At 51.2% G+C, this 18,233-nt stretch carries 18 protein-coding genes and 1 riboswitch; of the genes, 10 read left to right on the top strand and 8 right to left on the bottom strand.

Going from position 1 to position 18,233, the window contains the following annotated elements:
• Positions 1 to 2: 2 nt before the first annotated feature.
• The 3 genes from J1778_RS16745 to J1778_RS16735 form a co-directional block, all read right to left on the bottom strand.
• A complete protein-coding gene (locus J1778_RS16745) occupies positions 3 to 2,585 on the bottom strand; it encodes a fimbria/pilus outer membrane usher protein (protein WP_217174133.1) in 2,583 nt (860 codons plus the stop codon).
• Between the two features lie 101 nt (positions 2,586 to 2,686).
• Positions 2,687 to 3,364 (bottom strand): fimbrial biogenesis chaperone, encoded by a 678-nt coding sequence (locus tag J1778_RS16740; protein ID WP_217174132.1) that lies wholly within the window; start codon positions 3,362 to 3,364, stop codon positions 2,687 to 2,689.
• A gap of 86 nt (positions 3,365 to 3,450) precedes the next feature.
• Positions 3,451 to 3,978, bottom strand: coding sequence for a fimbrial protein (locus J1778_RS16735; protein WP_217174131.1), 528 nt, complete (start codon positions 3,976 to 3,978; stop codon positions 3,451 to 3,453).
• Positions 3,979 to 4,343: 365 nt separating this feature from the next.
• On the opposite strand from J1778_RS16735, the gene J1778_RS16730 reads away from it, so the two are divergent.
• The 5 genes from J1778_RS16730 (at position 4,344) to J1778_RS16710 (ending at position 7,865) form a co-directional block, all read left to right on the top strand.
• On the top strand, positions 4,344 to 5,003 hold the full coding sequence (locus J1778_RS16730; RefSeq protein ID WP_338019650.1) for a winged helix-turn-helix transcriptional regulator: 660 nt from the start codon (positions 4,344 to 4,346) through the stop codon (positions 5,001 to 5,003).
• Between the two features lie 173 nt (positions 5,004 to 5,176).
• Entirely contained in the window at positions 5,177 to 5,584 is a 408-nt protein-coding gene (locus J1778_RS16725) for a (R)-mandelonitrile lyase (RefSeq protein ID WP_217174130.1), read from the top strand.
• Positions 5,585 to 5,816: 232 nt separating this feature from the next.
• Positions 5,817 to 6,884 carry a diguanylate cyclase gene (locus J1778_RS16720; protein ID WP_217174129.1) on the top strand — a complete coding sequence of 356 codons (1,068 nt, stop codon included), beginning with the start codon at positions 5,817 to 5,819 and terminating at the stop codon, positions 6,882 to 6,884.
• Between the two features lie 84 nt (positions 6,885 to 6,968).
• A complete protein-coding gene (locus J1778_RS16715; protein WP_217174128.1) occupies positions 6,969 to 7,322 on the top strand; it encodes a hypothetical protein in 354 nt (117 codons plus the stop codon).
• A 24-nt stretch (positions 7,323 to 7,346) separates the two neighbouring features.
• The gene (locus J1778_RS16710; RefSeq protein WP_217174127.1) at positions 7,347 to 7,865 is read left to right on the top strand and encodes a cupin domain-containing protein; all 519 of its coding nucleotides are present in this window, start codon (positions 7,347 to 7,349) and stop codon (positions 7,863 to 7,865) included.
• 50 nt (positions 7,866 to 7,915) lie between these two features.
• On the opposite strand, the gene J1778_RS16705 is transcribed toward J1778_RS16710, so the two are convergent.
• Entirely contained in the window at positions 7,916 to 8,161 is a 246-nt protein-coding gene (locus J1778_RS16705) for a hypothetical protein (protein ID WP_217174126.1), read from the bottom strand.
• 310 nt (positions 8,162 to 8,471) lie between these two features.
• Between J1778_RS16705 and J1778_RS16700 the strand changes: the two genes are divergently transcribed.
• The 4 genes from J1778_RS16700 to cspE all read left to right on the top strand — a co-directional run bounded on the left by J1778_RS16700 (position 8,472) and on the right by cspE (position 13,251).
• A complete protein-coding gene (locus tag J1778_RS16700; protein ID WP_217174125.1) occupies positions 8,472 to 10,568 on the top strand; it encodes a prolyl oligopeptidase family serine peptidase in 2,097 nt (698 codons plus the stop codon).
• Between the two features lie 183 nt (positions 10,569 to 10,751).
• The gene (locus J1778_RS16695; RefSeq protein WP_217174124.1) at positions 10,752 to 11,882 is read left to right on the top strand and encodes an ABC transporter substrate-binding protein; all 1,131 of its coding nucleotides are present in this window, start codon (positions 10,752 to 10,754) and stop codon (positions 11,880 to 11,882) included.
• A 215-nt stretch (positions 11,883 to 12,097) separates the two neighbouring features.
• The gene (locus J1778_RS16690; protein WP_217174123.1) at positions 12,098 to 12,853 is read left to right on the top strand and encodes a DUF2076 domain-containing protein; all 756 of its coding nucleotides are present in this window, start codon (positions 12,098 to 12,100) and stop codon (positions 12,851 to 12,853) included.
• 188 nt (positions 12,854 to 13,041) lie between these two features.
• Complete coding sequence (gene cspE, locus J1778_RS16685) at positions 13,042 to 13,251, top strand: transcription antiterminator/RNA stability regulator CspE (RefSeq protein ID WP_009636912.1); 210 nt, start codon at positions 13,042 to 13,044, stop codon at positions 13,249 to 13,251.
• A 64-nt stretch (positions 13,252 to 13,315) separates the two neighbouring features.
• On the opposite strand, the gene J1778_RS16680 is transcribed toward cspE, so the two are convergent.
• The 3 genes from J1778_RS16680 to crcB form a co-directional block, all read right to left on the bottom strand.
• The gene (locus tag J1778_RS16680; RefSeq protein ID WP_217174122.1) at positions 13,316 to 14,503 is read right to left on the bottom strand and encodes a multidrug effflux MFS transporter; all 1,188 of its coding nucleotides are present in this window, start codon (positions 14,501 to 14,503) and stop codon (positions 13,316 to 13,318) included.
• Between the two features lie 9 nt (positions 14,504 to 14,512).
• Positions 14,513 to 15,169 (bottom strand): TetR family transcriptional regulator, encoded by a 657-nt coding sequence (locus tag J1778_RS16675; RefSeq protein WP_217174121.1) that lies wholly within the window; start codon positions 15,167 to 15,169, stop codon positions 14,513 to 14,515.
• Between the two features lie 467 nt (positions 15,170 to 15,636).
• Positions 15,637 to 16,020, bottom strand: coding sequence for a fluoride efflux transporter CrcB (gene crcB / locus J1778_RS16670; protein ID WP_112287619.1), 384 nt, complete (start codon positions 16,018 to 16,020; stop codon positions 15,637 to 15,639).
• 66 nt (positions 16,021 to 16,086) lie between these two features.
• A riboswitch (Fluoride riboswitch) is annotated at positions 16,087 to 16,149 on the bottom strand.
• A gap of 86 nt (positions 16,150 to 16,235) precedes the next feature.
• On the opposite strand from crcB, the gene J1778_RS16665 reads away from it, so the two are divergent.
• Positions 16,236 to 16,667: a GNAT family N-acetyltransferase gene (locus tag J1778_RS16665; RefSeq protein WP_217174120.1), complete on the top strand. Its 432-nt coding sequence runs from the start codon at positions 16,236 to 16,238 to the stop codon at positions 16,665 to 16,667.
• Between the two features lie 32 nt (positions 16,668 to 16,699).
• Here the strand turns inward: J1778_RS16665 and J1778_RS16660 are convergent, their stop codons facing one another.
• Entirely contained in the window at positions 16,700 to 18,046 is a 1,347-nt protein-coding gene (locus J1778_RS16660; protein WP_217174119.1) for an aminotransferase class I/II-fold pyridoxal phosphate-dependent enzyme, read from the bottom strand.
• Between the last annotated feature and the right edge of the window lie 187 nt (positions 18,047 to 18,233).

Here is an 18,233-nt window from a genome sequence, read left to right as displayed (position 1 = left end):
CCTTACCCGCATTTCGCGTCCAGCATCTGAATGCCTGTCTGGTCTGTCGTTTGTTTTGCCAGGCTGTAATGCACGGCACACTGTTCAGCGGGAGAGTTCCCCCATTTAACCCACAGCGAACCGCTTTCCGCCATGCCGGTCAGATAGACCTGTCCGGCGTCGCCGACAATAAAGCCCTGCGCGGTTTTCTGCGCTGTATCGCTGACCGTGGCACCGAAAGGTACCGGCGAGCCGTTCTGGCGCTGCAATGTCATCATCATGCGCAGGCCCACGCTTGCCGCAAAACGTGCACGTACGACCGCGCCGCGGGTCGGGATCACCGTCTGCGTGGTCTGAGGCAGTTCAACATCGTCAGGCAATGTTTCAGTGTCCAGTTGCACCAGATTCTTACGGTACGGACTGCTGTAGGGAACAATGGCGTAACCGCGCCAGTCGGTTTTTACACCGGGCTGATTGCTGATACTGACACCGCTGGCACCGGAGGCCTGAACCAGCGCAAGGGTTTCGCCCATTGGCTGGCCCAGCGTGACCCCATTTTCATGAGCCAAAATGCCGCCCTGAATACCATAGTTCAGGCGGCGACTGTTCTGGTCATAGGCATAACCCGCGGCCACTTCCCCGTAGGTTCCCCGGTAATCGGCGTTCATATTTCCGCTGTTTCCCGTGCCCTGGCTGCCGTAGCCTTCCTGCACGTTCCAGTTAAGATTATTGGTGGTAAGCGCTGAACCGTTAAGCCCGACGGTATGCGTGGTATTTCCCTGTTTGCTGGTGTTAAAGCTGTAACTGGCGTAAACCGGGGCCTCGAATAAACTCAACGGCACGCTGATATTAAATCCGATGATGCGATCCCGATCGTAAATGCGTTTTCCGTCGGTGCTGCCGTTACCGCCGCTGCTGGCATTTTCGTTAAAGCTGTAGTTGAGCCCGTAACTGATCCCGCGCCAGCTGTTGTTATAGCCGAGCCCGACTGAGCGCATGGAACGCCCGCTGTTCCAGTAATTCTCGCTTATCCAGTTCAGAGAAAACGACCCGGCACCCTGCCAAAGGTTTTGACTCATGGTCATTTCGCTGCGATTACGGCGCCGACCGGCAGGCGGTTCAGCATTCTGGTCCCGCCATGTATCCATCACTTCCTGCAGGTTGTAATAGCCATCAGTGGAGTAGCGGTAGCCGGCAATCGCGAAGTTAGTGCCAGTCTGTATGATGTTTTTGCTGTAGCGCACCCGCCATGACTGACCACTGTTATGGGGCTGATTTTCCATCGCTGACCATGCATGCGTCAGATCAGATGAAAAGGCGCCGAAGTCGCCCAGATTCTTACCCACGCCCAGCGTCACCGACTGATAGTGACTGGAAAACTGGCTGCCGCCGTAGGCTGTCAGACCATGAGGCAGACCATAAATAGCGGTCCCCTGACCGAAAGGTGTCGCGTCAACATTGTTGTCGTACGCACGATATTGTCCGCCGGTCAGACTGTATTTCAGGCGGCCTTCACGCTGTAACACCGGCAGAGAGGCGAAGGGCACCACCAGCAACTGCTCGCTGCCATCGGCTTCTTTAACGGTCACGTATAAATCCCCGGAGCCACCGGTCGGGAACATATCGGCGATTTCAAATGCCCCTGGCGAAACGTAACCTTGATAAATCACATAGCCGTTTTGGCGCACGATGACCTGCGCATTGGTGCGTGCAATCCCCCTGACCACGGGTGCGTACCCTTTCAAGCTTTCTGGCAACATGTCATCGTCGGATGCCAGTTGCACGCCGCGAAACGGCACGCTGTCGAAGATGTCGCCGGGCGAGGAACTGTCACCGATCGTCATCTGACTTTTCAGCGAAATAATGCTGCGCATGGCGTAGGTATAAACGGTAGCCCATTTATCTTTTCCGCTGCCGTCATGTTCCCAGGTGGTGTAATTACGCAGCCGCCACGGGCCGATATTCAGACCCGGACGCAAATTTGCGTACTGCGTACTGCTGTTGGTACCGGTATTGCTGCGTGCAGAGTTATCCGCTCCGCTCAGGTTGTAATTGAGCAATGCGGCGCTAATCCCGTTATCCCACTGGCTTTCAGGGACATTTCCGCGGGCTTTCTGCGCTATCGCCGCCTGCGGTACGCTGAGTAATAATTGCTGCGCACTGAAGCGAAATTCGGCTTTCCCCTGCGGGATGGCATCAAGATTGACGCAAGGCGTCTGCGCGTTACCCAGCTCAGGGAACAGCTGAATTTTGATGCCCATTTCTTCCAGCTGCGCGAGGGTCAGGCAGGGCGCCAGAACCGTGGAGCCGTCGGCCATTTTCTGCGTATGAAATACAACGTCCCGGGTATCCTGCAATTCATTGTTGAGATAAATGTCAACGCGATAGGTACCGGGTAACTGACCTGAGCCTGTTTCAAACACCGACAGGTCGGTGCTGCCCTGACCCGGGCTTTCTATTTCAAGCAATGCCGGGTTAAAGGTCTCACCCGCCTGAACGGCAAACGATGTCCCTGCGCAAAGTGCCAGCTGGCTGGCGATCAGGCAGGCGAGTCTGCTCAGAGGCCGGGAAAATGAAGACTTTCCGTGTTGTTTTTGGCGATTCATCCGTGTTTTCCACACCCGGAAGGAGTGGCGGCGTCTCCTCCTGGCTTCATTTTTATGCTCAACCGCAGGTGTTCTTTTCTGACATATTTTCCAAAAGTGAATTACAGGGCTGCACTATGCTCATTACCGATGCCGCCGTAATCACTGATGATCTTCCAGCTGACGCTGCCTGCATTAGCGCCAGCGGGCAGAGCGAAACTGGCAGTGCCACCAGGCGCGACAAATGTCACATCCTTCACGTCTTTCCCGCCGACTTTCACCTGCATAAAGTTCATGTAAAACGGCGTCGGATTGGTGACCTGCAAAGTACTGCCGTTACGCTGCCAGTGAAGCTTTTCGGTTACGGCTTCTGGTACGCCCGTCACGCCTTTTGGCCGGTAGATCAGCTTGATGCGGGTCTTCAACGCAATCTGCAATGTATTCTGGTGATCATTGTTTTCAGTCGAAGGAATGGATTTGATATTCATCCAGTACAGAGATTCTTTATCAGACGACAGAGTGCTGCCGGCCTGAACAACGCGAAGAACGTTCTGTTGCCCGCTGTCGAGGCGGAACAGCGGCGGCGTGACCATAAAAGGAGCTTTCTCAGCGCCCGTACCGGCGGGCTCTACCCAGGTCTGGATCAGGTAAGATTTTGTATCCGGATTACTGACGCTCAGTGAAGCTTCCTTCTTCCCGCCGTCATAGATCAGACGCGTGCCGCCGACGACGACCCCGGCCTGTGCTGATGTGGCGCAAACCAGGGCTACAGCCAGTAATGTGCATGGGAACATTTTCATAAATCATTTCCGCTAACGAATAAATAATGGCCGGCAGTGTCTGCCGGCCAGTAAAACCCAGTCGCCCGGTGAAAGGCGACGAAGGATCAGTTGTAAATCACAGAGAAATTCGCGACGGAGTTGGCAGGGCCCGGGTTAACAGTGTCGGACGTAGCGATGTAACGCGCTATGAACTCCAGATTGTTGTCCTGAGTATCTGTCAGCATATACGTCTTGGTTTCAGTAAACAGTGGCACAACAGTGTTGTTGTCATCGGTCAACTGAATCGCCACGTTTTGCGCGACCCCTGATTCCTGAGTCAGTGCAAGCAGGCTGGTATCGCCATTCACACTGGAACCGTCAAATTTAATCTTTGCCATAGAGACAGTTGCCGGGCAGTTGGTTAACACCAGAGTGAATTTGGTCGGCGCAGCGGTAGAACCGGTACCGGTAAATTCACTTTTGGCCACCTGACCCATGACGACATTCAGCGGAGAGCTTGGGGTATTTACGATATTGCAACCTGCGTCGACAATTTCACCCGTAAAGTTCACCTGGCCGCTTGTCGCCATTGCTGAAGCACCCCAAAAAACAGCGGTAGTAATAACAGCAAGACTGATTAAATTCTTTTTCATAATAATTCCTTTAAATGAATGAATCTGACTCTGAAAATAAAAGGTTGAATTTAAGATAAATAAATCCCACCGCTTTGAAATTCAAAGTGTCCATGATGTGTTATGTTTTTTTTTGCAATGCCGGCCGCCATAAATAATCGCCGCTGAGATATAAATAACGTACTAAAACGCTAAGGTATAATCGGTGCGGGTAGCGTTATGACTGCGGTTGCTAACCATGATTTTGATTGAAATGTGAGGAACTATTCAAGAAAATTATGAGTGTAATTTTACACCCACAAATAACTTTATAATTTAACGGGTTTTCGCATAATCCTTTCGCAAGAAAAATCCTAGCATTACTGGAAATTCGTGGAGGGAATCACGTGCACCGAGATATAAAGCCTTTTTTTACAGATAATTACAGTGTCAGAGACAAGAAGCCTTTGAAAGAGATAGAGATATTAATCGAGCATCTCTCCCCAGACTCAAAAATACTCCAAACGAATGTCAGGGATTCACTGAGTTATTCTGCGGATAAAGAAAAGAATTGCTTCTTATTACACAGCGGCAGCGTGATGCTGCACCGTAAAGTGGATGGGATGGTCTTAAATTCTGAATCCGCGCCGTATGTATTTGGAATAAGTACACAATACACTGATCCGGATTATCTTTTTATCCGTATCCATGAACATTCTCAGGTTAGCGTGCTCCCTGTCGAGCAGGCGAATCAGATTATTTCGGCGTGTAATCTGTGGCGCAGTCTTGCGCAACTCTTGATTTATACCGCCACACGGGTTTATGACCACTGCGCCAAGATTTGTGCGCTGTCGTCATATGAAATTATTTGTTATCAGCTGTATGAGCTGATGTATGAACCGGAGGACGTGAGGAATAATATCACCGTTGCTTCGTATGTGATGAACCGTACTTTTCTTTCGCGCAGTACCATCATGAAAATTCTCGCACAGCTGAAAGCGGGCGGTTACATTGGTATGGAAAAAGGCATTCTGAAAACGATTAACCGAATTCCTTCACGATATTAATGGGTTGCTTCATGCTCTCCCGTTGTATTTTTTGCCAGAAGAAGTCACGTCATTCATGAATAGAATTCATAACGTCATTCAGGTTTAGCCCTCTGGATGCTTCCCGCCAACGGCGATATTGTTAGCTTACAATGAAATGGCCAGCGACAGTCTGTGCCGAAGCGGAGAATGAAATGACTGATAAAATGAAAATCACCCAAAGCGGTTCTGTGCCATCACAAAATGGTCCGGAGAATTACTTCACCGGTAAAGTGCGTATCGACTCACCTTTCAGCGGCACAGGATCCGCCCGCGTCGGCGGTGCCACCGTGACCTTCGAGCCAGGTGCGCGTACTGCCTGGCACACGCATCCGCTGGGCCAGACGCTGATTATCACGCAGGGGCGTGGCTGGTTGCAGGAAGAAGGCGGCGAAATCCGCGAGATGAACGTCGGCGATATCGTGTGGATCCCGGAAGGCGTAAAACACTGGCACGGTGCCACTCCCGAAAATTCCATGACTCACATCGCGATTGCCGAATCCCTGAACGGCAGCCCGGTTGAGTGGCTCGAAAAAGTGACTGACAGCCAGTACTCAAAATAATTTCCCCCCTCCCTCAGGACGCCGTCTTTTGGCTGCGTTCGCGCTAATCCTGTCCGGTATTGCCGGTCAGGATTTTTTTGTTTTAACCTAAATTCTCTGATTAAAGACCAATGCCTCTTATTTACGCCTAAAAACCCCGCTGTTCGGGCCATTGAAACCCATGCTTTCTATAGCTCTCTGATAAGTAACTCGACTACTATAAATAGACATCAACTTAAGAGTCGCTTCAGGTATGCCATATTATTCTCCCGGTGAAAGCCTTGTTCGCGAGCGTTCAGATCGCTTCTTACGCCGAATGTACTTTATGCGCATGCTGGGCACGTTCCTGTGCTTTTTCCCGATCCTTTCCGTACTTCTGGAACGGGGGGCTTCCTGGGTCGCGATCGCTTTGCTGACGCTGAATGCCTTTGTCTGGCCACATGTCGCGATGCTGATTTCCCAGCGTTCGAAACAACCCAATCAGGCTGAATTTCGAAATCTGGCGTTTGATGCCATTGCCGGTGGCGCGTGGGTGGCGCAGATGGGCGTTTGTTTGCTGCCCTCGGCGGTGATCACCTCCATTCTCATTGCTGACCGGTTCTCTGCCGGAGGCTGGCAGTTATTACGCCGCGCGGCGCTGTTTTACTGCATCGGATTTATTGTTTGCTGGCCGTTTACGGGGATGACGTTTTATACCACCGTCACCGACCGGACGTTATGGCTGACATTGCCTCTTTCGACGATTTATATTATTGCGTTCAGCGCTGCCAATTATTCCATCTCAAGAAAGCTTCGCGATAAACAGCACGAGCTGGAGAAAGCGGCGCTGATGGATCCTTTTCTCGGATTACCCAACCGCCGGCTGCTTGACCGGCGACTGATGCTGGAATTTGAACGTTCTAAACATGACCTGGCCTGTCTGATGGTGCTGGGCGTGGATGACCTGAAAATGGTGAATGATCTGTTCGGGCGTGAAGCTGGAGATTACGTTTTGCGATCTGTTTCCGCTATTTTGCGCCAGGAAACAGGGCTGAATGATTTTCCGGCTATCCTTGGTGGTGATGAATTTGTGGTTATTCTGCCGGGCGTTTCTGAAGAAGAAGCCTACGCCGTCGGTTACCGGCTGTTGCTGAAAACGTCCGAAATTCGTTTATCGCAGGATGAAGGGTTTCAGTGTTCGCTAAGTATTGGGGTGGCGACATCAAAACATCATGAGAATCACAACCAGTGGCTGGCAACAGCGGAACGTGCGCTGGTGAATGTAAAACGTAATGGTAAAAACAGTATTGGCAGCGCGGGCAGGGCAGAGGCCGTCGCCTGACTATACTGACTACGCTATAGGCGAAGAACGCTACAGGCGACGAACCCTATACATGACTGAGTACGTATTTTCCCGGATGAAAAAATGAAAAATATTAAAATAATGATGATGGCAGCGGTTGCAGCGACGAGTGTTCTGACAGGATGTTCATCGATAGATAAACCCGTGGGGGCTGAAACTTACCGGCCTGCAAATTATGATGCATCTTTTGCACAGGGCGAGGCGAGCTATACCACGTCAGTGTTTTCGATACTTGAACGCCAGCGTCGTGCGGATACTTACAAGAAGATCTTCGAATTCTGTAACGGTAAATTCCAGACGCTCGGTGAAAGTGATGATGGCGAAAAGATGCATATCCGCTTCGCCTGTTTGCCAAAACAAACGGTTCAGACCCAAAGTTCTTATTCAGTGCAGCAGAAGTCTCCTTCACTTTACTGAGTTTGATGCTTACACGGAGAATATATGAGCACAGAAAGACCTGATTTTATCCGTCACTGGACTGAGCTTGAAGGCGCGGACGACGGCAATTATCCGGGCGATGACGAGCTGATGTCGATTGGCGCGCCGCTGGGAAAAGCCCTCGGACTGACGCGCATTGGCATTCATCATGAACGCCTGTTACCCGGCCGTCGCACCTGTTATGCCCATGCGGAAAGTGCAGAAGACGAATTTGTGTATGTGCTGGAAGGGCATCCCGACGCATGGATCAACGGCACATTGCACCGGCTGAACGCAGGCGACGCCGTGGCGTTTCCGCAGGGGACGGGAATTTGCCATACTTTCATCAATAACACGGATGAGGAAGTGCGGTTGCTGGTCGTGGGTGAAGCCAATAAACCGGAAAACCGGATTTATTATCCGCTCAATCAGGAATACGAAGCGACGCGTAAAGACCGCTGGCTGGATGTTCCGCCGCAGGAATTTGGCGGGCACGATGGTCTTTCCGATGTAAGAAGACAGCAAATTAAAAAACCGGTGTAGAAACCGGTCTTTCTGTTCTTTCCATTAATTTCTCAATAATCACCGGGTGATTACTGGATGGAAAGCGACTGCCAGCGTTGCTGACAATAAGGCATCATCTTATGGATCTTCAGACTTTGCGCCTGATGATGATTCAGAGAATAGCCTTCCGGCGTGATCTCTAAGGTATCACCGGCTTTCAGGGTAAAATCGTTATCCACAGTCAGGATCAGCTTCAGATTTCTGAACGCCTGAATGCAGATATACTTCAGTCCCGTCTGAGGGATGCTCAGGATATCTATGATTTTCCATTCCATATTCTCACTCCTTTCGTGTTTCTGTCTGATTTCTCGTGAGTCTTTCTGCCTCTTTTTTAACTCATAAGTCCGTCATGTTTTGTCATCACAAAGTAATGATTTCTTTATAGGCGTTCCGATAGGTTCAATGCTTGAACTGACTCACAAAAGAGGCAGGAAGAACTTTCACAGATCGCATAATGAATGAATAACGACAAAATGAATTTATTCGCAACGGGATTTGGAAATGAAAACGAAAGCAAAAAGACTTGATATGACAACGTTAAAACAGGTATTTCTGAATCCTTTCTGATTTTCAGGGCTGAACATCATGACAACTGATTCATTATCTGTGCCGGAGGATGATTTCATCTGGCTGGAAGGATTGCGTAACGAAAAAGCGCTCGAATGGGCGCACGAACAAAATGCCATTACGCTGGCGGCTTTCACACAAGGCAGTGAATTTATGCCTCTGCGCGAAAAAGTGCTGCAAGGGCTGAATTCTCCGGAGCAGATCCCGGTGGTCTCCAGGTGCGGCAATGACTGGTACAACTTCTGGCAGGATGCGCAGAATCCAAAAGGATTACTGCGCAGAACCACGCTTGAAGAGTTTCGTAAACCGCAGCCGAAGTGGGAAACCGTCCTGGATATTGATGCGCTGAGTAAAGCCGAAGGCAAAGACTGGGTGTATCACGGCGTGTTCGCGCTGAAGCCTGATTTTAACCGTGCGTTGATTTTTCTGTCTCCGGATGGCGGTGATGCTTCAGAAGTGCGCGAGTTTGATTTGCGGACGCTGGAATTTGTCTCTGACGGTTTTTTCCTGCCCGTTGCCAAAAGCCGCGCCGGCTGGATTGATCATGACCATCTGTTTGTCGCCACCGACTTTGGCGAAGGCTCACTGACCGATTCAGGTTATCCGCGTATCGTAAAAATCTGGCAACGTGGCACGCCGCTCTCAGAAGCCGAAGTTGTTTTCAGCGCAGATAAGAAAGACATGCTGGCGGCCGGTTATCACGACAGTTTTAAAGGCTTCGAACGCGATTTTGTGGTGCGCGTTATCGACTTTTATCATCGCGAGGCCTTTGTGCTCAATGCGCAAAAAGAGCTGACCAGGATTGACCTGCCAGCGGATGCCAAATTCAGTACCTGGCGCGACTGGCTGCTGATCCAGCCTTCCAGCGAATGGCAGATTAACGGTGAAACCTGGCCTTCAGGTTCGCTGCTGACCGTGAACTTTGACGCGTTTCTGGCCGGGGAACGCGCGCTGAAACCGCTGTTTATGCCGGGTACGCATTCCTCTCTCAGCGGTGTGACGGCAACCCGTGATCAGCTTAACGGCTACTCTTTTACCCGCGATCACATCATTCTCAGTATCACGCATGATGTGGTGAATCGTCTCGAAGTGATGACGCCGGAAAACGGGGAATGGCGGCGTGAGCCGTTCGGCAAGGTGCCTGAGCTGAGCAAAATCAATGCCTGGGGCGTGGATGATGACACCAATGAATATTTTGTGAGTGTCAGCGGTTTCCTGCAACCAGCGAGCTTATCCTTCGGCAATCTGGATAACGGCGTGGATGTGGAGGCTGAATTGCTGAAACAAGATCCGTCGCATTTCGATGCGTCCCGGTATCAGGTCAGCCAGCATTTCGCTCAATCTGATGACGGCACGCGCGTGCCTTATTTCCTGATCTGTCGCAAAGACGTGGTGTACGACGGGAAAAATCCGACGTTACTTTATGGTTACGGTGGTTTTGAAGTCTCGCTGGATCCGTATTATCTCGGTGTCAGCGGCGTGTCATGGCTGGATCGCGGTGGTGTGTTTGTGGTCGCAAATATCCGTGGCGGCGGCGAATACGGACCGGAATGGCATAAAGCAGCACTGAAAGAAAAACGTCTGCGGGCTTATGAGGATTTCGCGTCAGTTGCCAAAGCGCTGACCGCCAGCAATATTACCTCTCCGGCGCATCTTGCGGCGCAGGGCGGCAGCAACGGCGGCTTACTGGTCGGCAATATGCTGACGCGTTATCCGGAATTATTCGGAGCGATTGTCTGTGAAGTTGCGCTGCTGGATATGTATCGTTATACGCAAATTTCAGCTGGCGCTTCGTGGATTGCTGAATATGGCGACCCGCAGAAGCCGGAAGAGTGGGCGTTTATCCGCGAGTTTTCGCCGTACCATAATCTTGATGCGACGAAAAAGTATCCGCCGGTACTGATTACCACGGCCACCAGCGATGATCGCGTCGGGCCTGATCATGCACGAAAAATGGCTGCCAAAATGCAGGCGATGGGCATCCCGGATGTGTATTTTTATGAGAATACCGACGGGGGACACAGTGCGGCGGCAGACAAGGCGCAGTCTGCGTTTAAGCGCGTGATGGTGAGTGAATTCCTCATGCACTTCATCGGCAGAAATGCTGAACAGTAATTTGGAGACTTAAGCGAAACGGGATGCCGCTGTGGTATCCCGTTAATATTTCGACATGTTTTATCCGCCAATATTCCCCCTAAAAACGTTGCCCCGCAGATCCTTCCTTGTTTATTATTTCGACTTCATTTGATAACAATTATCAAAATCATTTCTTATTCATTCTCATCTTCGGGTAATCGCATGTTAAAGAACACCGCTCGCGTGCTGTCTGTTACAGGTCTGATGGCTGCCTCATTTTCCGTTTTTGCTACCACCTATCCGCTGACCGTGACCGATATGGCCGGGCAAAAGGTCACAATTGATAAAGCGCCGCAGCGTGTGATTTTGCAGGACGGGCGCGATCTGCTGGCGCTGGCCGTACTGGATAAAGCCAATCCGTTCCAGCATGTGGTGGCGTGGAATAACCTGCTGAAGAAAACTGACAGCGGCACCTGGGAGATGCTGAAAAGCAAATGGCCTGAATCAGCGAAAATCCTCGATATGGGATTCAGCGATAAAGGACAGATAGATCTGGAAACGGTGATCGCCAAAAAACCGGATCTGATGATTGCTCAGAAGCGTGCCAAAGACTCGCTGGCGCAGGCTGGCGTACTGGAAAAACTGGCTGCGTTGCATATTCCGGTGCTGTTCGTGGATTACGAACTGGATCCGGCCAAAAATACCGCGCCGAGCATTGAGCTGCTGGGTAAAGTGATGAACCAGGAAGACAATGCCCGCGCCTATACTGCATTTTATAATGAGCACTTCCGGGCTATTCAGAAGGCCGTCGCTGCGATTAAAACTAAGCCAAATGTGTTCATCGAGCCGATTGCCGGACGTGACGATTCCTGCTGCTTTACCCACGGAAATGCAGGCTGGGGTAAACTGATCCAGGCCGTCGATGCCAATAATATTGGTTCTAAATTGCTGCCGGGCGCATCCGGCACGGTTTCTCTGGAACAAGTCATCAGCATGAAACCGGACGTTTACATTATGACCGGTTCTGCCCGTCCGGCTTCCGGTTCTGTGACGCACATTTTGCCATTCGGTTATGGCGCGAATGAAGCTGATGTGGATAAACAAGCCAAAGTGTTGCTCTCCCGTACCGGCGTTGCGCAGATCCCGGCGGTAAGCGCCAACCATGTGTATGGCGTTTATCACCAGTTCTATAACCATCCGTACAACATTGTCGGCATGGAATATCTGGCGAAATTTATCTATCCGGAACAGTTCAAAGATTTGGATCCGGCGAAGACGTATCACGACATCGTGCGTAACTTCACTAACCTGCCGGATCAGGATTTCATTCTGGGCTGGACGCCGAAAAAGTAACGACTGACATCTGTCCTTCTCAGGTCTGATAATTCCGCCTGTGGTCCCGCAGGCGGATTTTCAATCCCTCCGCATGTTTTCTGCACCAACTTTACCTCCGTCACATTTGTTGACACTCCGTTAATTTATACAAAAATGTAACTGTATTACTGTAGCGTTATCACGCCGGTGAATACCGTATAAGGCGTCGTACGACACATCAACAAGGTGAATTTATGCAATCTGAAGAACAGCGTTTAATTGACGGACTTTTTGGTCGCTTACAACAGGCTGAGTCCAATACAGCACCGCGTGATGCGGAAGCTGAGCGTGTGATTCAGGCCCATATTCGTCAGCAACCGTCTGCCCCGTATTACATGGCGCAGGCGATGATTATTCAGGAAGCGGCGCTGACCAAGCTCAATGCGCAGGTGCAGGAACTGCAACAGCAGAACGAACAGCTGCAACAGCAGGCGCAAAACGCCAAACCGCAAAGCACTGGTTTTCTGGCCGGTTTGTTTGGCGGCGGTTCCTCTCAGGCTGCGCCACAGCGTCAGGCGTCACAGGGCAGCCAGCCTATTCCCGGTACGCAAGGGTGGGGCAGTCAGCCTCAGCAACAGCAATATGCTGCACAGCCGCAGCAGCAGGCTCCGGCCGCGCCTCAGCAGCCGGGCTTTTTAGGCAGCGCACTGCGCACTGCGGCGGGTGTCGCGGGCGGTGTGGTACTGGCTGATATGCTCACCGGCATGTTCCATCACAGCCAGCCCCAGGAAATCGTCAATATTATCGAAGAGCCGCCGGTGCAGGATCTTAATCCGGCTGACAGCAGTTTCCTTGATAACAATCCGGGTTTCGACAACAGTCAAAGCTTCGACAGCGGCCAGCCTTCCTGGGAAGATGCCTCGCTGCGCAGCGATAATTCGGATTTGGGGTTCGGCTCTGACAGCTTCGATTCGGATGATTACAGCAACGACGACGATTCGTTTTTCTAACTCTCTTTCTAACTCTCTGATGTCATAAGGCTATTTAAGGCCTTTTTGACAGCAGAAAAAGCAACAGAAAACGAAGAGTGAGAACTTTGTCGCTTATTGCCATCAGAATTCTGGACAAAAGTGAAATCTGTTGCTGTACTGTATTTGACACACATTTTGTGTCCAACATTCACGTAAAGGTAAGTTTGATGTCTAAGATTAAAGGTAGCGTTAAGTGGTTCAATGAATCTAAAGGTTTTGGTTTCATTACCCCTGAAGATGGCAGCAAAGATGTTTTCGTTCATTTCTCTGCTATTTCCAGCAACGGTTTCAAGACCCTTGCTGAAGGCCAGCGCGTAGAGTTCGAAATCACCAATGGTGCCAAAGGCCCGTCGGCTGCTAACGTTATCGCTATCTGACTTTAGCCGAATTCTAAAAAACCCGCCGAAGCGGGTTTTTTTTTGCCTGCTGTTCGTGAATTCTTTATGCCGGTTTGCGTACCAGCATCACGAACATCAGGATAGCAATCGCATAGCAGCCCAGAATGGTCAGCCCCATCGACAGCGCCGGCTGGCTGCCAAAACCCGTCACCGGAACCGCCAGGGCACCCAGCGCAAACATACAAACACCGAGCAATGCAGATGCGCTGCCCGCATTTTTACCCTGACTTTGCATCGCCAGTGATCCGGCATTCGGCCCGATAATCCCGATCACCATCACTGAGAAGAACAACGGGATCAGCAGCATCACCATCGGTGCATTAAGGCTTGCGGCGATGACCAGTGAGACGGATGCCACGGCGGCAATGCATAATCCTGCTTTAACCAGTGCCAGTTCACCAAAACGACGACTCAGGCGGGTAGATACCTGTGCGGAAATCACCAGACCGATGCCGTTTATCGCAAAGCACAGGCTGAACATCTGCGGACTGAGATGATAAATCTGTTGCAGCACAAACGGCGATGCGCCGATATACGCAAACATTCCCGCCATGATAAAGCCCTGTGTCAGACACAATCCCATAAACGGGCGATGTCGGAGCAAACCAAATATCGAAATCAGCATACTCAGAATACCGCCACGGGCGCGGCGTTCGGGTGCTAACGTTTCGTGGAGCTTCAGGGAAGAGAAGCTAAACAACAGGATGGCGATCAACGCCAGTACGCCAAATATTCCCCGCCAGTCCACCCAGTTCAGTAATGCGCCGCCAAGTACCGGCGCGATGATCGGTGCCAGCCCGTTGACCAGCATCAGCAGGGCGAAAAACCGCGTTAATTCATGTCCGTTATACAAATCTCTGGCCACGGCACGGGAAAGAACCGCACCACCGGCACCGGCAATTCCCTGCAACAGACGTGCGACGATCAGCTGATCAATGTCCTGCGCGACCGCGCACCATACCGACGCGGCCAGCAATAAAGCCAGTGACCACAATAAAGGGCGCATACGGCCATAGCGGTCGCTCAGCGGGCCAAACAGTAACTGGCCGAACCCGAGGCCGAGTAAACCGGCTGTCAGGCTGAGCTGCGCGCTGGCAGTTGAGGTATTCAGATCGCCTGCCATTTCAGGCAGAGCGGGAAGGTATAAATCGGTGCATAAGGGACCCAGTGCGGCGAGGGAGCCTAGCACCAGGGCATAACCGAGGCGTTTTTCTTGCAGATGAGCGCTCATGGTAAAGGTTTATTCCGGTTTGCTGGTGATTAAATCCGTTTCGAAGAGGCTCTGGAAGTAGCGATGGTAGATGGCTTCCAGAAGCTCCGCGTCGGCGTGAACTGTCGTCAGGCGACGAAATGCGGTGCCCTCACAGATGACGGCTAAGGTTTCCACTTTGGCCGTCATTTCAGCCTCTGAAAATTGCGGGAAAGTGGCACTGAGCAGTGACTTTGCTTCGTTAAATAATTGTTTTTCTGAATCGCGCCAGATTTTTTCCACGACAGGATTACGGGTGGCTTCTGCGGCCACTTCCAGCATTAATGCGTGGTCAATTTCTGCCTGTTCTTTTTGAACCGAGCACAGTTCTTCTTTGTAAGGTGCGCTGAGATTGCCAATCCGGCGGTACGCCAGATTGTGTGCCACCTGCTGCAGGTTGTGGGCATTGCCGGTCATCAGTTCGATTTTTTTCATGACGATGCGGCGCACAATCTCTTCGATGATGGCGTCTTTATTCGCGAAATAACGGTAAATTTGTCCCACACTGAGCAGTGACGTTTTAGCGATTTCAGCCATGCCGGCACCATGAAAACCGTGCTTGCGAAAACACAGGCGTGCTGCTGCAATAATCTGGTCGCGTCTGGCGCTGATGCGTGCGTCTTTACTGCATTGTTGTGGGTGAAGCATGATTTACCTGAGAATTTTGCTGATATTGCCTGTGAACGATCATTCTCAAGTATAGGCAATAAGGAGGAACAGGTAAATATTTGTATTATGAATGGAATGAAAAGTGACGTTTCTTTTCTTCGCCATTAAGCAGGGCGCTGAAATGCAAACGGCGCAAACCAGAGGAATGCGCCGTTTACGGAAAAGGAGAGGGCCTAAACTGCGGGCAAGCCGTTGTTATTTATGCAAAGTATGCCTGCATAAAAGCGACTACTGTGAGAATGCAGAGAGCAACAACCAGAAGCTCAGAAGACGTTTTAGGAACAGAAAACATGCCATACCTCGAAAATAAACCAGAGTGAACTGACGCTATTATCTGCACAGAAGATGAAGGAAACATTAAGAAAGGGGCGAGGATAAGAAGCTGTGTCACAAATTTATAACAGCGATGCCTTTTGTCATAAAAAAGGCATCGCCGGAAGATAGTATCAGTGCGCGCTAAACCAGCTGACCAGCATGAAGGCCAGTAAAGTCATGGCCAGGGAACCGGCAAGATTGAGCGCCATATTGAGCAGCGCGGCACCAAATCGGCCATCCTGTAACATGTATACGACTTCCAGTGAGAAAGTGGAGAAGGTAGTTAAACCGCCGCAAAAACCGGTGGTAATCAGCAATTTCCACACCGGATCTATATGGGTCAGGCGGGTGAAAAGCGCGATACACAGGCCGATAATAAACGCGCCGACCAGATTCACCGTCAGCGTACCGACGGGCAATACCGGGCTCATCCCGTTCATTTTGAGGCTGACATACCAGCGAACCACACTGCCAATACCACCGCCAATAAAGACTGCAAGTAAGGTGCTAAACATAGTGATACCTTAAAAAATAATTGAAATTCAGAAAGGTCCGGGCGCAACGCTACGAACCTCTCGCGAGATTGCGCAGACATCATCAGCCGGTAAAGGCGGTTTGGGAGGAATGTCATCTCCCTGGTGCAGATTCATAGTGCAGGGGCTAAGTTTACCCTGCGGGATGACACTTGTGTAGCCGCGATACAGAAACAGTATGTAACCAGGAAAATGCCATGTTAATCAGAGAAGGTGTTGTTGCAGATGCGCAAATTCTGGCGCAATTGCTGGCCGATTTGGATTATCCCAATACGCCGGAAGCCGTAGCAGAACGTGTGGTAAAAATGGCAACCAACCCGGACAGTTGTCTGCTGGTCGCTGAAGCAGAGGGTAAGGCGGTAGGTTTTATCTCGCTGCACTATATCCCGCAAATCGCCCTGGCCGGAGAATTCTGCCGTATCAGCTATTTATGTGTCAGCGACCAGTGCCGTGGCACTGGTATCGGTCAGAAATTGCTCGATGAAGCAGAACGTCTGGCAGCGGAACGTGGATGTGACCGTATGGAAGTTCACAGCCATACCCGCCGCGTGCGCGCCCACCAGTTCTATGCGCGGGCGCAGTACGAAGAGTCACCGAAGTATTTGCTCAGGCATTTACTCAAGTCTTGATTCAAGCCGGTGTTCTGCACACAGCTGAACAATCAGGCGCCCATTGCCAGAACCAAAGCATCCGCAATTAAATCGACCTGTTCCGGTTTCACCTGACTGGTACTGATACGAATAAACTGTCCCGGCCCGATGCGGCTGCGCTCACCGGGCAGAACGGCAATGCCCCGCGCCGCCATTGTCACCAGCGCGAACTGCTCTGAAGGCACCGGGATCCACATCGCCAGTCCGTCGCGTTCCGGTATGTTAATCCCGCGTATGCGTAAGGCATCGGACATGGCTTTGCGGCGCTGCGCATACACGCTTTTGGCGTGCGAAATACCTTCCTGCGTTTTCGGATCTTTAATCAGCCACGCCAGCGCTTCCTGTAAAATTCGGCTCGACCAGCCTGCACCAAAGTTACGGAATGATTTGATTTGTTTGATTAAATCGTTCGATCCTGAAATAACGGCCAGCCGCAAATCCGGCCCGTAAGCTTTGGAATAAGAGCGGACATGCACCGTCCGGTCAGGCAGGCGACTGCCCATACTGAGCGGCGGATGACAGGACAATTGTCCGATGCCGTCATCTTCAATGATCAGCGTATTGCTCTGGCTGAGAATTTCCGCCAGCGCAGCATAACGTTCCGCATTGATGGCGTGGCCACAATGTGAGTGCGTACGGGGCTGATAAATGAACGCGGAGGGATTTTTCAGCAGAGCCTGTGACAGGGATTCCGGCAGCGGGCCGAACTCATCGCATTTCACTGCAATGACCTGCGCGCCAAGATTGTCCAGAATATCCAGCAAACGGGTGGCGGTCGGATCTTCGATAGCCACCACGGAACCCTGCATCAGCAAGGTTTGCAGCGTCAGGTTCATCCCGTCAAAACCCCCATCCGCAGACATAAACGCCGGTGCGTCATAAGGCCAGTCGAGTTTAGCTGCTGCAAGCAAAGACGGCGCGATGGCTTCACGCTGATAACTGTTGAGATTATCAGCGCCAACACCCTGTTGCATGGCTTCGAGCAGGTTTGGCAGCAACTCAGGATCCGGCGAAGACAGCGCCAGATCCGCAATGATATGTTCGCCAAAATTGCCGATTTTCTCGAAGCGCGCCGGTCTTGGCGAGAGCATGTCCCCGCACACCCAGACGCCGTTACGACCACGCCCGGCGATAACTTTTTGTCTCCGCAGTTGCCCCCAGGCTGCGGATACCGTGGCCGGACTGACCCCCAAAGCCTGCGCCAGTTCACGAACGGCGGGCAGGTGCGTTCCGATTTCGATCACACCGGAGCGGATCATCGCCGCGGTTTCAATCGCAATGCCCCGCATGGAACGATCCTGTAATTGCGTCGCTAACCATTGTGCATCCAGCGTTTTCTCGAGGGGGTTTTCTGCCATTTTCTCGCCTTTTGTTCAGTAACAAAGAATCTATTGTACATATTAATTTATGCCATTAGTATCAAACTTAGCCAACGGAGGCGATAAAATAATCACATTGCAATAAAGATGGTCTCCTTCGTAAAAGAATTTGGTGTGTTTACCGGAAAGTTTGTAAACGCACAGTTGTTTTTCTGCATATCAACCA

Source organism: Rahnella bonaserana (assembly GCF_019049675.1).
In the GTDB taxonomy this organism is placed as follows: Bacteria; Pseudomonadota; Gammaproteobacteria; order Enterobacterales; family Enterobacteriaceae; genus Rahnella; species Rahnella bonaserana.
Note: the sequence above shows the minus strand (reverse complement) of the source record. Positions and strands in the feature narration are given on the sequence as shown.

Bases quoted from the DNA above. Each gene is read 5' to 3' on its own strand.
- J1778_RS16745 (WP_217174133.1), bottom strand. From the start codon at position 2,585: ATGAATCGCCAAAAACAACACGGAAAGTCTTCATTTTCCCGGCCTCTG.
- J1778_RS16740 (WP_217174132.1), bottom strand. From the start codon at position 3,364: ATGAAAATGTTCCCATGCACATTACTGGCTGTAGCCCTGGTTTGCGCC.
- J1778_RS16735 (WP_217174131.1), bottom strand. From the start codon at position 3,978: ATGAAAAAGAATTTAATCAGTCTTGCTGTTATTACTACCGCTGTTTTT.
- J1778_RS16725 (WP_217174130.1), top strand. From the start codon at position 5,177: ATGACTGATAAAATGAAAATCACCCAAAGCGGTTCTGTGCCATCACAA.
- J1778_RS16720 (WP_217174129.1), top strand. From the start codon at position 5,817: ATGCCATATTATTCTCCCGGTGAAAGCCTTGTTCGCGAGCGTTCAGAT.
- J1778_RS16715 (WP_217174128.1), top strand. From the start codon at position 6,969: ATGAAAAATATTAAAATAATGATGATGGCAGCGGTTGCAGCGACGAGT.
- J1778_RS16710 (WP_217174127.1), top strand. From the start codon at position 7,347: ATGAGCACAGAAAGACCTGATTTTATCCGTCACTGGACTGAGCTTGAA.
- J1778_RS16705 (WP_217174126.1), bottom strand. From the start codon at position 8,161: ATGGAATGGAAAATCATAGATATCCTGAGCATCCCTCAGACGGGACTG.
- J1778_RS16700 (WP_217174125.1), top strand. From the start codon at position 8,472: ATGACAACTGATTCATTATCTGTGCCGGAGGATGATTTCATCTGGCTG.
- J1778_RS16695 (WP_217174124.1), top strand. From the start codon at position 10,752: ATGTTAAAGAACACCGCTCGCGTGCTGTCTGTTACAGGTCTGATGGCT.
- J1778_RS16690 (WP_217174123.1), top strand. From the start codon at position 12,098: ATGCAATCTGAAGAACAGCGTTTAATTGACGGACTTTTTGGTCGCTTA.
- cspE (WP_009636912.1), top strand. From the start codon at position 13,042: ATGTCTAAGATTAAAGGTAGCGTTAAGTGGTTCAATGAATCTAAAGGT.
- J1778_RS16680 (WP_217174122.1), bottom strand. From the start codon at position 14,503: ATGAGCGCTCATCTGCAAGAAAAACGCCTCGGTTATGCCCTGGTGCTA.
- J1778_RS16675 (WP_217174121.1), bottom strand. From the start codon at position 15,169: ATGCTTCACCCACAACAATGCAGTAAAGACGCACGCATCAGCGCCAGA.
- crcB (WP_112287619.1), bottom strand. From the start codon at position 16,020: ATGTTTAGCACCTTACTTGCAGTCTTTATTGGCGGTGGTATTGGCAGT.
- J1778_RS16665 (WP_217174120.1), top strand. From the start codon at position 16,236: ATGTTAATCAGAGAAGGTGTTGTTGCAGATGCGCAAATTCTGGCGCAA.
- J1778_RS16660 (WP_217174119.1), bottom strand. From the start codon at position 18,046: ATGGCAGAAAACCCCCTCGAGAAAACGCTGGATGCACAATGGTTAGCG.